Consider the following 14955-nt stretch of genomic DNA (forward strand, 5'->3'; position numbering starts at 1 on the left):
ATTTATTTCCGGATATTTTGGCGCCCTTCATTTTTCAGGGCTTCCGCTACTCTTGCTTCAAATTTTTTAAGATCCGGGAAGGGAGGTGTTTGCAACACCGGCATCTCGTTTTTTGTTTTTATGGTTGGAGTATATCCTCCTGATGCCATATAGAAACGATCGGGATATTTTGGCGATACCCCTTGCTCATAATCTACCCGCTGACCTCTTTTGCCATCCGTATTTGAAAAACGCACCTTGTTGAAGTTTACCCATTTATCTGTAGCAGACTCCCGCCCCCAGGCATTATAATAATAAGCTTCACGGCGCAGCTGACCGTTGGTGTACCCATAGTTTTCGATAAAGGAATAAAAGCCATCAAAAAAGCGCTTTTCATGAGGCGCCCGCCAGGAGGCAATATAGTTCCAACCTTCGTCTGCCACCTGGTACCAGGCGGATAATACAACCGTGTTATTTTCCTGCGGCAGCACATTCATCAAGAACTTCACCGGCTTGCCCGTTTTCCAGTTAGCGCCTTTTACATAAGATTGTCCTCCTGTTCCTTCGCCGCCAAATGCATTCACTGTTGTAGCGGCACCTTTATCTACCAGGCTTACAAAGTCAGCCTTAGTAATGCTGGAGTCTTTTTCGGCATCTTTACTATCCCAAACGGAAAACAATACCCGCCGTTCTGTTGGCGTGTTTGTTTGTATACCCAGGTAGCCCCGGTAAAAGCCCAGCGACATGTAATACGTGTACAGCGGGTCGGCTCCTTCGGGAACCAGGATTTCCTCGTACAGCCAATTATAAGATTTTGTAGTTGGTTCTGTGCTGCTGAAAGAAAGATGCACAGAGGGTGTAGATTGATAGTTGATAAAATTCACCCAGCCATCAGCTGCCGTTGTGCGGAACAATAACGAGGAAATGGTAATGGCTCCCTCCGGATCGGTTAGCGGCGTCAGCGTATATCTATAATATCCCTCCGCCGGAATCTTTACACGTAGCCCATACAGGGTATCCTTTTGGCCGGTTCCTTTAAAAACGAGATCACGGTGTACCGGCTTCAACCCCAGCTGAGGGTAGCAGCCGCTTACATCCAGTTTAAAACGCAGTTTTTTTCCGGCAGCAACCTGGTTATCGAAATACAGATCATAGTTTCCCGGTTTTTGATACACCACCCATGTTACGCGTTTTTCTTTATTCCGCCACCGGCTGATGCTCCCCCGGCTTTCAGGATATCCCACCGGAATGGATACCCCCGGATCCCCCGGCGTAAAGGGCTCTGCGTATGCCTTGTTGGCCGGTACAACAAATTGCTGCTGCTCCTTTAGCGCCCGGCCCGGCTGCGCAGATACGGTTGTCAATGAAAAAATGAAATAACTCACGACCAGTAAAAAATATCGGCAATGCATATAAAATACAGTTTCAATAGTAATGAACCTCAAAAATAACGGCTGGCGGCGGGTGAGCAAACATTTTTTTTTACCGCGGATCAGAAAGATTCCGGAGATTGCATTTTATAATTGCAGCAAGATGTCCAAAAAAACAACGCAAAACCTTGTTACTATCAGCCTGCTGGCACTTGCCCTGGCGCTTTTTGTGTTCCCAGGATTTAAGGCCGTGGTTATTCGCGGGCTGATGAAAGCGGGGCTTTTTCAACCAAAGGTTACGGCCATCAAAGCCCTGCCGCCGGATGCCGCTGCAAGCTCCGTACAGTTTACTACTGCAACCGGCGAAACACATACGCCGGAGTCCTTGAAAGGCAAAGTGGTGTTCATCAACTTTTGGGCAACCTGGTGCCCGCCCTGTATTGCGGAAATGCCCGCCATTAACGAGCTGTATGCTTCGTTTAAGGACAACCCGGGTATTGTTTTTCTTTTGGTAGATGCGGATCAGGATCTGCCCAAGGCAACCTCTTTTATAAAAGAAAAGCAATTCAACCTGCCGGTATCGGGTTTCCGGGGAGCAGTGCCTGCCTCCTGGTACGGCGGCACACTGCCTACCACTGTTGTGTTGGACAAAGCCGGAAGCGTGGTATACCAGCATGAAGGAGCTGCCGATTTCAGCAATAAAAAGTTCCGGGAGTTTTTGGAAAAGCTTTTGTAACTTTATAAAAAATAATACTATGAATAACCCCACCAACCCCCTATGGGAAAAACCCGAGGATGAAAACAGCTTTTTAAAGATGAAGCTGGCTCTTGAAACAGGCGGACATGTAAAAATACCACAAGGAGTCAGCAAATACCTGACACCTGAAATGGAAAACGAGTTTTTAAAAAGCATTATGGCACTTCAGGAGCAGCGCCGATTTGCCAAAACCGTCCGGCTCTATGATAAAATAGGAAAGCCGCTGCAGTTTTTACCGGAAAAGCAGATCCCGGACAAAGAAATAGAATACCAATATAACGCCCTCCTGGATTACCTCTTCGAGCATAATTTCGATTTTTGCGTATGTAGTCCTAATGTAACAACAAGAGATTTGTACCGCTTTATTACGGAAGAGCTTTTTTTTGAACAGGTGGATGATATAGAAATGCCGGAAATGATCTGCGGTTTTGTATATGATGATTTTCATCCTGATCCCATTTATGAGAATACGCTTCTGATAAAAGAACAATTGTTGCCGGATATTTTTCGGGAGGGGGATCCCTTGTTTTTTGATCGTATCCATCAGTCCTCCTTCAGTTTTAACCGGGAGTCCGTTTCCCCTGATGTTTTTAAAGCGAGGATCCAGCGCTTCAAAACACTGTGCGGCGCATTAGAATTGCTGGAATGCAGCATTTCCACCTGTACGGTGAAAGACAAGGATTGTACCGTAAAAGGCTTCTATCATGCCCGGGCAACCATTTCACCCGAAACTCTTAATTATACAGGTCTTGTTGAAGCCCATTTAAAAAAGGGCGGAGATGGGTACTGGGATGTAGTAAGTCTTTTCCTGGAAAATTTTAATCCCTGAAAGCCTGTTAAGCCACGAAGACCGAAGGGCACAAAGACACACGAAGAAGGTATAGTCCTGATGCCGCTTCCTGCCCTGGAGCCTCCTATATTTGCCACAGCGGCTTTGCGGTTCCCGTTTCACGCAGTGACGCCAGGGAGCAAAGACGCGGCGATTATTCAGACCCTTTGTGCTTATTTGAGTCCATTGGGCCTTTGTGGCAAATCCTTGTGTATTTCCCGCACCAACGCAATGGAGCAAACACGCAGGTTGATCAAATGCTTCGTGTGTTCGTGGCTTTTGTGGTTCCAGGGAATGTGAATTCCCTGCATTTGGCTAAATTTGCCTCATGTCCCATACATCATCGCAATTTCAACGGAAGAGCAAAGAAAAAGCCTACGACCGGGAGCACCGCAAAGTGATCAATTTCAATATTTCGCGGTACAATGCAGCCGTACCGGGCGGGCAGGCACAGTTTGCCGACCTTGCCCTGGCGCGGGAGCGGGCCAAGAATTTAAAGTGGAAGGCTATTGAAGTACTGGATCAAACGCTGGAAAATTTTGAGGCCCATATCACCAAACGGGGTGCCAAAGTAATCTGGTGTACCGATGCCGCCCATGCCAATGAAGTGATCCTGGAGATCTGCCAGCAAAAGAATTGCAAAACGCTGGTAAAAAGCAAGAGCATGGTTACCGAGGAACTGCACCTGAACAACAACCTGGCTAAACACGGTATTGAGAGTGTGGAAACAGACCTGGGGGAATACATACAGCAACTGGCCGGGGAACCGCCGTACCATATTGTAACCCCCGCCATGCACAAGAGCCGTGAGCAGATTGCCCGGCTCTTTGCCGAAAAACTGGGTACCGACCCCAATGATAGTGCCGAAAAGCTGACCCTTACAGCCCGCGAAAAACTTCGTCAGAAATATGCAGAAGCCGAAGTTGGGGTTACCGGCGCCAATTTTATTATTGCCGATATCGGAGGTATTGCCATTACAGAAAACGAAGGCAATGCCCGGCTGAGCTGTTCCATGCCCAAAACACATATCGTGGTAGCGGGCATCGAAAAAGTTATTCCATCGATGACGGACCTGGCCCTCTTCTGGCCCCTGCTCAGCAGCTTTGGCACCGGCCAGCGCATTACCTCATACAGTACTATTGTAACCGGCCCGCGGCAGGAAAATGAGGCAGATGGCCCCGAAGAGATGTATGTGATCCTGCTGGACAATGGCCGCAGCAAAATGCTGGCCAACGAAAAAGCCCGCGAGGCACTGTACTGTATTCGTTGCGGAGCCTGTCTTAACGCCTGCCCCGTTTACAAAAACATTGGTGGTCATACTTATGACACTACTTACAGCGGCCCCATCGGCTCGGTGATTACCCCGCAGTTAAAAGAAATGAAGGAATGGAAACACCTCAGCCACGCTTCCTCTCTTTGCGGTAACTGTACCGAAGTATGCGCGGTAAAAATTAACCTGCACGAGCTGTTGCTCGAAAACCGGTATGAAGCCGTTGAGGAAGGCTATGCGCCGCTGGTAGAAAAGTTTTCCTGGAAAATGTGGAAGACCGCCATGCTCAAACGCAGTATGATTAATATGGTCAATGGCAATTTTAAAAGCACCTTTATCAATATGGTTGCCGGCGCCTGGACCAAAAACCACAGTCCCCTCAAATTCCCAAAAAAATCTTTTAATGAGCAATGGGAAGAAAGGAGGAAGCGAGGTTGAGCTCTGTCAGATCCGCTTATTGCTGCCAATGGGCCTGATAGCTCCGGCCCGCTATCCATTTTGATCATTTAAAAAATCCGGATCAAAGTAGTAATGATCCCTGTTTCCTTTGCGGTTGGCATGTACCGCAAAAACAAGAGACCGCTTTTGTACAAACCATTCGCGGGCATAAGGAAAACCTGCATTATTCATCCTATTTTTGAACAACGATGTTGGTTTACAGCGCACATATCACCCCAAGGCTGCGGTATATTGCCCGCTTTTTTTCTACAGAAATGAGCGCTGCGGAATGGCAGCTGACGGACGACCCGGAGGTCTTCCTAAGCGAGCGGGGCGCCCGGATCAATTACTCCACAGAGCCATTGGACACCCACTGCCTGCACATTCCGCCGCAGGGTTTGCTATTTCAAACCGGCATCCGGCCACAGGCCGTTTCTCTTGCACCACTAAACGGGTTGCCCGCTTTTTTTCAAACGGGAGGCTCCCTGGGCTTTGATGTGTTTGCGGCGGCTTTTTATTTACTGAGTCGCTACGAGGAATACCTGCCTTTTGAAAAAGACCGGTACGGAAGGTTTCCGGCAACACAATCGGTGGCGTATAAAAACGGGTTTTTAAACATACCGCTGATCAATCACTGGATCCAACTGCTGAAACAACAGCTTAGCGGACTGTTTCCGGATGAACCCTTCCGGCAAGCGATCTTCCGGTTCATACCCACGTATGATATTGACATGGCCTGGAGCTACCGCCACAAGGGCTTTTGGAGAAACGGGCTTAATTTTGTTAAGGAGGCCCTCAGCCTTCAGCCTTCAGCTTTTAGCAGAAGAATCAAAGTGCTTCTTGAAAAAGAAGGAGACCCCTTTGACCAGTTTGGATGGCTGAACCAGCTGCATGAGCAATACCGGCTGCAACCCTATTATTTTTTTCTGGTGGGCGAACATACCAACCGCTACGACAAAAATATTTCGCCGCATAACAAAGCCATGAAGGCGCTGATTGCCGATCATGCCATCCGCTATCCTATTGGCCTGCATCCGTCCTGGCAAAGCAATATGGCAGCTTCTTTCCTCAAAAGAGAAAAGGAGCTTTTATCCGCCATCACCGGCAATAGCATCAATGCTTCGCGCCAGCATTTTTTAAAGCTATCTTTCCCCGACACGTATCGAAACCTGCTGAAGGCGGGCATCCTCTTCGATTTTTCTATGGGTTATGCAGATGATAACGGGTTCCGCGCGTCTGTAGCATCCCCTTTTTGCTGGTACGACCTGCAGGCGGAAACAGCCACCGACCTGCTCATCTTTCCTTTTTGCTTTATGGAAGCCACATCCATCTTTTACAAAAAGGAAACACCTGATGCCGGACTTACAGCTTTACTGCAACTCTATAATGAAGTAAAAAAAGTGGACGGTTTTTTCTGTATGATCTGGCACAACTCTTCCTTTACTGAAGAAGGTATTTTTAAAGGATGGAAAAACATGTATGAGACCTTTGTAAAGGAACATATTGGTACCACGTTCCTCTAAAAAGCTGTTACAGGGTGTTCAGATACCCATCGATATAACCGGCCCGGTTCCTCAACCATTGCTGAAGCGTAGCTACCTCAGCCTGGTTATTGGCCGCGCCTTTTTTCCAAACCGCATAGTCTGCCGCTTTTGCCGTCATAATGGATAGGCCATACGCTTCGACAAACCGAGTCAGCTCCTCCAGGTGATTGGTTTTATAATCGGCCCACTGCTGTTTTAAAAGCGTTACAAACCGGGGGTCATCCAGAAACCGTTTAAAGAACTTTGTTCCGGGAGGTACCGGTGTCCGGCTCGTCCAGAAAGGCGCACTGTTATAGGTAAGAAAATGCGCTCCGCTCTTTTCATATCCAAAGGCCCAGTCAAAATCCCAGATGGGCCCCATGGTATATTTGCCGGTTGCCGTTTTATGCATATACGTGCTCTTGGGATGGTTGAGCTCCTCGTTGTCTGTAAGAAAATATACCAACATAAATTTTGCTACGGACTCCACATCTATCTGATCCTGGTAATTATTTGCAGGGAAGGAAGGCGCTGCCAATAAGGATTCCATATCATTAAACGCTGTTTGTATCGGGGTCAACGCCGCGGCCGTTGATAACTCCGGGTCTTTGATCATAACCGGGAGATTGTAGTTGGCCGATCTGAATTTATAGGGTTCATCAAAGTAACTATCCAGCTCAAACAAAAAACCATCGCCGCCTACTTTTACCCGGTTGTCATCTACCTCAATCTGTTCGGTAAGGTTATAACAACCTACATATTGACCATTGAGCGTAAGGTTTACCGGAATGATGTGGTTGGTATAAGGCAGCCCCAGCTGTGCGCCGATCTTCATGGCCACGGCGTTCAGCATCAATGTTGGATCCAGGTAATTGGCCAGTAATACCCAGTCTTTTTCTGCTGCCAGGCCCAGCAGGGAGGCGGAGCTGTTCAGTTTTAAGCGGTATGGTTTTTTGTTATAACTCCAGGTGCTGTTGCCCCGGCCTTTTATACGGGTAGCGCCTTCAAAATTTGTATATTTTCCCTGGCCATCGATGCGAAGGGCGGCATTTACATAATCTTCCTTGGAAACAACCGGCACACCTCCTTCTGTTTGTATATAAAGATGCGGCAGGCTGTCTGCAACCCAGGCGATTTTTATGTAATAGGATTTACGCGCCCCGTCTTTGGAAATGGCCGTGTATGTTTGAGTAACCGAAAAATCAACAGCGGTGGCCCCGCTCTCCTGTTTTGCCGTTCCGATAAATATACCCTGTGCATTGGAAGCAAACGAGGGCACCAGCATTTTCCTGTACCGGTACGGCTGTGTTGCAATAACACTATCGCCCTTAATAGCAAAAACAATATCCGCCTCCAGATCCGGGTTGTTCTTTTTTTCAATAACGAATTGTTCAAGGACCGGGGGTTCCGGCACTGGCGGGGGTGCTGCATCTTTTTTCCCACATCCCGTATGAAACAGAAGCGTACACAGCAGGGCAACACAAAAACCATATTGAAGAGCAAGGAGCCGTTTCGTTTTCATATCTGTTAATTGTTAGGCATTCCGAAGATAACGAAAAAGAAACAACAGGCACCCCTCAGGCAGCCAATGATTTATCTTCTATTAAAAACAATCCGTCCGGCCGCCATCAACATGATCAAAAGTCAAACTCCGCTACCAGTACCTGGCCATCGGCATTGGCGGCCCGGCGGCCCTTTACGTCCTGGAATACCACAATCTTCCGCTCTTCGTTGCCGGAGGCATACCTCAGAAACACTTCGGCCATCAATGTGGGAGGGCCTGCCGCCGTTACCTGCCGCTCGCCAAAAAAGTTGGTTTTGATCCGGTACTTACCTTTCATTGCTTTTTTTAACAGGAATTGCTCCGGGCCAAAGCCATCCGTAAAATCATTGCTGATGCGCCCACCAAGGGATGTTTCTTTGTTGCCGTAATAGCATTCTTCATTTTTAGGATCCGTTATATGAAGGTCCATATCCACATGATCCATATTCCAGTTCAGTACCACCCTTATATCTACCGGCATCCGGTACAGGAGGTCCTTATCAATTTCAGCGATATTCACCCGGGCATTGTGCCGGCTAACGATATTGTTGATTTCCATCAGCAGCACTTCTTCAATACCACTATCACGGTTCATCGCCTCCTCTGTGTAGGTCTGCGTTAGCGCAGCATACAGTGTGTCTAATGCCTGCTGATACTTTCCGTTATCCTGCAGGGCCAATGCATAGTCGCGGTAACTCTGCGGATCCATCGGGCGCCAGTCCAGCACTTTTTTTGTAATGATCAGTTCCTTGTGATACTGACCATATCTTTTCAGCAGGTAGCCTACTGTTTTATACAACGTTGCATCTTCCAGTTCCAGCTCTACCAGGTTGCTCAGGATGCTTACGGCCTGCCCGGTTGCGTTTCTGGCATAAAACCAATTGGCCATATCAAAATAAAAGGAAGGAGTCGTTTCATATTGTTTCCGCAGTTGCAGGTAGGTTTTATGTGCCGCCGCTACCGATATTGCAGCATCCATATCTTTCATATAGGCCGCATCGCTTTTAATATCAATAGCCCTCACCGTTCCTTTTGGCGCCGCGTAGCCCACTATAATGGTTTCCTCCTTTTTTAAAGCGGCGGCACTTACAGATACGCCCTGCACCCTACCCTGGAGGAGCTCAGAGATATTTGCCACGGGCAGGTCCTTTAAGTCTGCTCCTGTAATGGTACGGGTACGGTGGTCTTCCTGCACTGGCGCGGAGCGAGCCTCGTAGGAAACGCGATCAGTGACCATTGCCCGGGGTGCCTTAAATTTTCTTTCAGATGCTTTTACCGGGTAACTGGTATTCCACCATTGTTTCAACGCTGCCATCCGCCTCCGGGCAACTTCCAGGTAATTGCTCTCCTGTTGCAGCTTTTGTTGTTTTACAAGAGCTTTATATTCCGGCAACAGTTCGGTGGGCGGCGTTATCTTGTATTTTACATAATCGGCTACATTCTCCAGCACAATCAAGCTGGTGTTGGGCGTTACAATGCCAAACTCTTTTCCAAGTCGCGCAATGGTTTCTTTGTGCTGGTCATAAAAGGGCTCCAGCTGTGCCAGCTGCTGTTGCGCCCAAAAGGTTTCTATAGCCCAATCGCCTGCTATTTGCCGGTCATCCAGGGTAACAGGAATCTCTTTTTCTACGATGTTTCCATACCCAAACTGCAGGGTGATGGTCACCGGCAATTTGCGGGCAATACCCGTAATCAGCAGGTGATCACCTGAAACCACAGCCGCCCCGGGGTTTACACTGGTAATATCGTATAAATATTTTACACCCAGAAAGCGGTAGGGCCGGTTAACCAGCCGGGTTGCGGCATCTTCTGCACTGGCTGCATTGAGGTTGATCAGTTGCCCGCCGGTACTGTTGCAATAGTACTGCAGTTTACTATAATTGGCAACCGGCGTAGCTACTACCGCAGAAACCGGTTTGCCGGGCAGCCGGCTCCATTCGCCAAAATTGGAGAGGCCATCTGTAAAGAACAATACCTCCCCGGCCAGTGCGGGGGGAATAGTACTATAGTCTGTGGCGCCATCGTAGGTTATGTCATCTACTGCTTTCAATAATGCCCCGGTGGCGCCTTTAGATACGGTGTAATCACCTATTTTTTTTGTAGTGGTAGCAACGGTGTAAAGTGTAACATTTATATTGCTTTTAGTTACAAACAATTTTTCTAAAAACGCTTTTTCTTTTTTATGATCCCGCTTCAGACCGCTCAGGGAATTGTCCCATAAAATGGTGAGTTGCTGCAGCTGTTTTGATACAGGAGGAGGTGGTGTTATCGATACATTGGTTAAAAAATACCAGGAGTCCGCATCTTTCCGCTTTACAAGCGTTTTGGGCGCAGCTTCCTGCCGGGGAAATATAATCTTTAACGACTGGCCCGGTGTAAAATCGGATTTATGTATGGACGCGCGCCATACATTTCCCTTTTTTTCAAATACAAAACTGCCATCCGGCGTTTCAGGCAACTGCGGCTGTTCGGCTGTTTCGTATACACTTGCCATCAGGGAAAAGGACCCGATTGTTTTATTGGCCAGCGGAAGATCATATACCAGCCGACCGTTGCTGCTATGCAGTTCCTGGTTATATGTGATCGCTACCGTTCGTGCTCCATTGGGATTTATCGGGTAGATCCGGGTTCTGAAATTATTGCCTTCCGTTTTTTCAAGAATGCCGGGATCTACCTGCCGGCGTTCGATGCTTTCAAAAGCAGCAGTGGCTCTTGCCTTTTCTACCGGAACGGCTTTACGCATCACACCATTTATATCCAGCGCAAAACCGCTTACGCTTACACCCTCCGGAAGGGGGAAGGTCAGGCGCCCTTCTTTTAACCGGTTAGATCGGTTGAAAAAACGCATACGTATAGTAGTGGTGGCAATATTGCCAACAACCTTTATATCGGCCGAAAGCTCCTGCAGCGCTACGGTTAGGTCCGGCTGATATGTTCCATTCTCATTGATTTCCATCACCGGGGCTTGCGCCCGGATAAAAAGGGCTATCAATAAGACAGGCGGTGTTAACACAAGCCGGCAGATCTGTTTCATATACATCATCATTCCGCTCTTTTGGAGTAAGATGCAGGAACAATATAAATTGCATAAAGCCCGGCAAAAAAGCCTTTTCATTCCTTAGCCCAATCAGCAATCTCCTTTTTTTATTCAAAAGAATGCAATATCTTTATACGCACCTGCCAATACAAAAGGTTCAACCAAAAAAAACGAGCTATGTACCGCATCTTTATTGCCCTGCTTCTTTGTGGTGTTCTATGCACCGCTTCCAGTGCCCAATACAATTATCCGGCTACGAGGACTGTAGACAGCAGTGACACCTATTTCAATGTCACTGTTAAAGACCCCTACCGCTGGCTGGAGAATGTTAAAAGCAACGAGGTGCAGGACTGGTTCCAGGCACAATCAGCCTACACTAATGCGCAATTGGCCCAAATACCCGGGCAGGAGGCCATTGCAGCAGAACTGAAGGCGCTCGACAAAATTGTTACAGCAAAATACAATCCCCAGGGTTTAGCAGGCGGAAAATACTTTTATAATAAACGGTTCCCCGGAGAACCCGTGTACAAACTTTATTACCGGCAGGGAGAACAGGGAAAAGAAGTGTTGCTATTTGATCCGCAGCAATACATTCCCGGCAAGACCATGAATTATAACATCAGCGTTAACGATGACGGCAGCCGGGTGCTGTTTAACCTTAGTGAAGCCGGCGCTGAACTGGGCGACATACGCGTGATGGATGTAGCTTCCGGGAAAATGCTGCCAGACAGGATCCCTCACAGCAGCGGAAACTTTGTTGAAGGCAGCAAGGATTTAATCATGTATGGCAGGGCTAAAAGCTACGACACGCACGATCCCGAAGTATGGCAGAATGCACCATGTATGTTGCATACATTGGGAACCGACTTATCAAAAGACAAGGTTATTGCCAGCGCCCAAAAATATCCGGAGCTCCGGATACTTCCTTCCCAGTTTCCGGGCGTATACCTTTTTAAGAACTCACCATACATGATCCTTGGAAAATTTACGGTAGAAAATTATAAAGAGTTGTACGTGGCGCCCGTTACAGCGCTAAATGACGAGCACATTGCCTGGACACCATTGTGCACAAAAGAAGACCAGGTGTGGAACATTTTTGTAAAAGGATCCGACATTTACCTGTTAACCTCCAAAGGCAACCCGATGTTCCGCATTATAAAAACCTCTCTGAAAAAACCCGATCTGGCCAATGCCCCTGAAATAGCTTCGGGTGACGCGGACTGGAAACTTTCTGATGTTTCACAATCCCGGGATTACCTTATCATCAACAAAAGCAAAAATGAACTCATAAAAAAGCCCTATGCCTACCATCTTTCAACGGGCAAAACAATTGCGTTGAACACCCCGCTTAACGGAAACATTATTGCCAGCCCCCAGGGCAACCATACCAATGAATTAATATTGACGAACCTGGGATGGAATTTGCCTTTAAATTTTTACAAATATGACCTGGACACAAAAAAATTCTCCAACAGTCCCTTTACGATGAAGATCTCCTACCCGGGCCAGGAGCACCTGCAATACGAAGAAGTAGAAGTTCCATCTCATGATGGCACCCTGGTACCGCTTAGCATTGTATATGATAAAACGAAGTTCAAAAAAGATGGCAGCAATATTTCCTTTATGGAAGGTTATGGTTCTTATGGCATGTCTCAGGAGCCTTATTTTTCATCCTCTTATTTGCCATTGCTTAGCCGTGGCGTTGTAATGGCCATTGCGCATGTGCGGGGTGGCGGCGAAAAGGGACAGGAATGGTGGCTGGCCGGCAAAAAAAACACCAAACCCAATACCTGGAAGGATTTTAATGCCTGTGCAGAGTACCTGATCCGTAATGGCTACACCACCTCACAAAAGCTGGCCATTACCGGTGCCAGCGCCGGCGGCATTCTTATTGGGAGGGCCATTACCGAACGCCCGGATCTATACAAAGTTGCCATTCCAAAAGTGGGCTGTTTAAACACACTGCGTATGGAACGCTCTCCCAATGGTCCTGCCAATATCCCCGAATTTGGAACTGTAAATGACGAAACTGAATTTAAGGCGCTGCTGGAAATGGACGCCTATCAACACATAAAGAAAGGTATCGCTTATCCGGCGCAGTTGATCACCACAGGGTTTAACGATCCCCGGGTGGAAAGTTATATCCCCGCCAAATTCGCCGCAAGAATGCAGACCGAGGGCGCTTCTACCAACCCCGTCTTTTTATATGTGGATTATAAGGCCGGCCATTTTGGTGGCAGTACGGTGGAAGAGCAATTTGCTCAGCGGGCTAAAGAATATGCGTTCATTCTCTGGCATTGCGGATACCGGTAACGGGCAGGCCGCCATTCTTAAAAGAGGATCCGGTTAAACGGCGGAGGGCTTTTTCTTTTTGGAGACCGGTTTTGATCCGTATCCAATAAAAAAAAGACCAGGATCTTCTCCTGATCTTTATAATAATTTATACCGTCAAAATAACCGGCTTACGATTCGCAGCTGCTACAAACCGTCAGCGTGTTTACCAGTTCTTTTGAAACACTCTGGCTGCGCTGATAGTACAAGGTTTTTACGCCCAGCTTCCAGGCCTCAATCAGCAATTTGTTTACTTCCTTTACCGGCAGTCCCGGGGGAATATTAAGGTTTAGGCTCTGTCCCTGATCCACAAATTTCTGACGGATAGAAGCCTGTTGTATGATTTCCAGCTGGCTGATTTCACGAAAGGTTTTAAACACATCTTTTTCGTGCTCTGTCAACCCCTCCAAATGCTGCACACTACCATTGTTCAGCATAATGCTACGCCATACATCTTCCGTATCCAGCCCCTTTTCCTCCAGCAGGGTCTTCAGGTATTTGTTCTTGCGGATGAAGTTTCCTTTTGACAGGCCGGCTTTATAATAGTTGCTTACAAAGGGCTCAATGCCGGGTGACGATTGCCCCAGGATGGCCGAGGAAGATGTTGTAGGAGCAATAGCCATTACCGTGGTATTGCGGCGGCCATATCCCTTCAGCAGCTCCGGTTCGCCATAAATGCGGGCCAGTTCAATGGTGGCCTTTTCTGTTTTTTCCTGTAGCTCGGAGAAGATGGAATGGGTCAGCTGTTTCGCCTTCATACTTTCAAAGGCGATCATATTGCGCTGCAGATAGGAGTGCCAGCCCAGCACGCCCAGGCCCAATGCCCGGTGACGTTTGGCAAAACGGTTGGCATTAGCCAGGTAGTGGTTGCCTTCTGTTTTTGCAATAAACTCCTGCAATACCGCATCCAGGAAAAACACTGCCAGTTTAATAGCATCCGTATCCTTCCACTCATCATACAGCTCCAGGTTTAAAGAAGACAAACAGCAAATAAAAGATTCGTCTTCTGTCGAAGGCAGCATGATTTCCGAACAAAGATTGCTTCCGTTTACGGCAAGGTTCAGGTCTTTATAAACCTGGGGTTTGTTCTTGTTCACATTATCCGTATAAAAAATATACGGTAATCCTTTTTGCTGGCGGCTTTCCAGTACGCGCGCCCATATTTCTCTTTTTGCAATATCTCCATCGATCATCTCCTGCATCCAGTAGTCCGGTACGCACACCGCATTAAACAGGTTCTGGATCGGATGCCCGATATCTTTAATATTCAAAAACTCACCAATATCCGGGTGATCAATATCCAGGTAGGCCGCAAAGGCGCCCCGGCGTACCCCGCCCTGGGAAATGGTATCCATCGCCGTATCAAATAACCGCATAAAGCTTACGGCACCGCTGCTCTTTCCGTTGTCCGTAACCGCACTACCCCGGCCGCGCAGCGAACCAAAATAGGCAGAGGTACCGCCCCCGATCTTGGTCTGCATGATCACTTCGCCCAGTTTATGCGTAATACCTTCAATATTATCCGGCATGTGTACATTAAAACAGGAAATGGGTAACCCTCTTTCGGTACCCATATTAGCCCATATAGGCGAGCTGAAACTCATCCAGCCATTCTCCACCATTTCTTTAAAGGCTTCTTTCAGTTCGGGCTTGTACAGGCGCTGGGCTGCAGCGGTACACACACGGTCAATTGCTTTTTCTACTGTTTCTCCATTTAACAGGTATCCCCGGTTCAGGATCTGTTCGCTTTCTTCATTTTTCCACCAAAGCCTTTCCATGTAAAAAATTTATTGTTTAAAGTTCAAGGTTTAAGGTTCTATTGTGCATCATTATTTTTATACCGGCAGAGGTGCAGGTGGCAGCTTCCTGGAGCCTGTC

Annotated in this window: 10 protein-coding genes; 5 read left to right on the forward strand and 5 right to left on the reverse strand. The window is 47.6% G+C overall.

Annotated features, from left to right (window positions below):
• Positions 1–2 precede the first annotated feature (2 nt).
• Complete coding sequence (locus GGU45_RS12045; protein ID WP_435225025.1) at positions 3–1343, reverse strand: DUF3472 domain-containing protein; 1341 nt, start codon at positions 1341–1343, stop codon at positions 3–5.
• A gap of 169 nt (positions 1344–1512) precedes the next feature.
• Here GGU45_RS12045 and GGU45_RS12050 point away from each other — a divergent pair, with 169 nt between their 5' ends.
• The 3 genes from GGU45_RS12050 (at position 1513) to GGU45_RS12060 (ending at position 4643) form a co-directional block, all read left to right on the forward strand.
• Positions 1513–2085 carry a TlpA family protein disulfide reductase gene (locus GGU45_RS12050; protein WP_435225027.1) on the forward strand — a complete coding sequence of 191 codons (573 nt, stop codon included), beginning with the start codon at positions 1513–1515 and terminating at the stop codon, positions 2083–2085.
• 19 nt (positions 2086–2104) lie between these two features.
• A complete protein-coding gene (locus tag GGU45_RS12055; protein ID WP_435225028.1) occupies positions 2105–2935 on the forward strand; it encodes a hypothetical protein in 831 nt (276 codons plus the stop codon).
• 328 nt (positions 2936–3263) lie between these two features.
• On the forward strand, positions 3264–4643 hold the full coding sequence (locus GGU45_RS12060; protein ID WP_435225029.1) for a LutB/LldF family L-lactate oxidation iron-sulfur protein: 1380 nt from the start codon (positions 3264–3266) through the stop codon (positions 4641–4643).
• 51 nt (positions 4644–4694) lie between these two features.
• Here the strand turns inward: GGU45_RS12060 and GGU45_RS12065 are convergent, their stop codons facing one another.
• Complete coding sequence (locus tag GGU45_RS12065) at positions 4695–4835, reverse strand: hypothetical protein (protein WP_435225031.1); 141 nt, start codon at positions 4833–4835, stop codon at positions 4695–4697.
• Positions 4836–4852: 17 nt separating this feature from the next.
• Between GGU45_RS12065 and GGU45_RS12070 the strand changes: the two genes are divergently transcribed.
• The gene (locus tag GGU45_RS12070) at positions 4853–6166 is read left to right on the forward strand and encodes a polysaccharide deacetylase family protein (protein WP_435225033.1); all 1314 of its coding nucleotides are present in this window, start codon (positions 4853–4855) and stop codon (positions 6164–6166) included.
• A 7-nt stretch (positions 6167–6173) separates the two neighbouring features.
• Here GGU45_RS12070 and GGU45_RS12075 read toward each other — a convergent pair whose 3' ends face one another.
• Positions 6174–7688 (reverse strand): CotH kinase family protein, encoded by a 1515-nt coding sequence (locus GGU45_RS12075; RefSeq protein ID WP_435225036.1) that lies wholly within the window; start codon positions 7686–7688, stop codon positions 6174–6176.
• Between the two features lie 115 nt (positions 7689–7803).
• Positions 7804–10755 (reverse strand): DUF2135 domain-containing protein, encoded by a 2952-nt coding sequence (locus GGU45_RS12080; protein ID WP_435225037.1) that lies wholly within the window; start codon positions 10753–10755, stop codon positions 7804–7806.
• Between the two features lie 168 nt (positions 10756–10923).
• On the opposite strand from GGU45_RS12080, the gene GGU45_RS12085 reads away from it, so the two are divergent.
• Complete coding sequence (locus GGU45_RS12085) at positions 10924–13059, forward strand: prolyl oligopeptidase family serine peptidase (RefSeq protein WP_435225039.1); 2136 nt, start codon at positions 10924–10926, stop codon at positions 13057–13059.
• A 149-nt stretch (positions 13060–13208) separates the two neighbouring features.
• Here GGU45_RS12085 and GGU45_RS12090 read toward each other — a convergent pair whose 3' ends face one another.
• Entirely contained in the window at positions 13209–14855 is a 1647-nt protein-coding gene (locus tag GGU45_RS12090) for a ribonucleoside-diphosphate reductase subunit alpha (RefSeq protein ID WP_435225040.1), read from the reverse strand.
• Between the last annotated feature and the right edge of the window lie 100 nt (positions 14856–14955).

The organism is Niabella hirudinis, assembly GCF_051201075.1.
GTDB classification, from domain to species: domain Bacteria; phylum Bacteroidota; class Bacteroidia; order Chitinophagales; family Chitinophagaceae; genus Niabella; species Niabella hirudinis.

What these genes read in the sequence shown, in the direction of transcription:
- GGU45_RS12050 (WP_435225027.1), top strand. Translation starts at nt 1,513, where the DNA reads ATGTCCAAAAAAACAACGCAAAACCTTGTTACTATCAGCCTGCTGGCA.
- GGU45_RS12055 (WP_435225028.1), top strand. Translation starts at nt 2,105, where the DNA reads ATGAATAACCCCACCAACCCCCTATGGGAAAAACCCGAGGATGAAAAC.
- GGU45_RS12060 (WP_435225029.1), top strand. Translation starts at nt 3,264, where the DNA reads ATGTCCCATACATCATCGCAATTTCAACGGAAGAGCAAAGAAAAAGCC.
- GGU45_RS12065 (WP_435225031.1), bottom strand. Translation starts at nt 4,835, where the DNA reads ATGAATAATGCAGGTTTTCCTTATGCCCGCGAATGGTTTGTACAAAAG.
- GGU45_RS12070 (WP_435225033.1), top strand. Translation starts at nt 4,853, where the DNA reads ATGTTGGTTTACAGCGCACATATCACCCCAAGGCTGCGGTATATTGCC.
- GGU45_RS12075 (WP_435225036.1), bottom strand. Translation starts at nt 7,688, where the DNA reads ATGAAAACGAAACGGCTCCTTGCTCTTCAATATGGTTTTTGTGTTGCC.
- GGU45_RS12080 (WP_435225037.1), bottom strand. Translation starts at nt 10,755, where the DNA reads ATGATGATGTATATGAAACAGATCTGCCGGCTTGTGTTAACACCGCCT.
- GGU45_RS12085 (WP_435225039.1), top strand. Translation starts at nt 10,924, where the DNA reads ATGTACCGCATCTTTATTGCCCTGCTTCTTTGTGGTGTTCTATGCACC.
- GGU45_RS12090 (WP_435225040.1), bottom strand. Translation starts at nt 14,855, where the DNA reads ATGGAAAGGCTTTGGTGGAAAAATGAAGAAAGCGAACAGATCCTGAAC.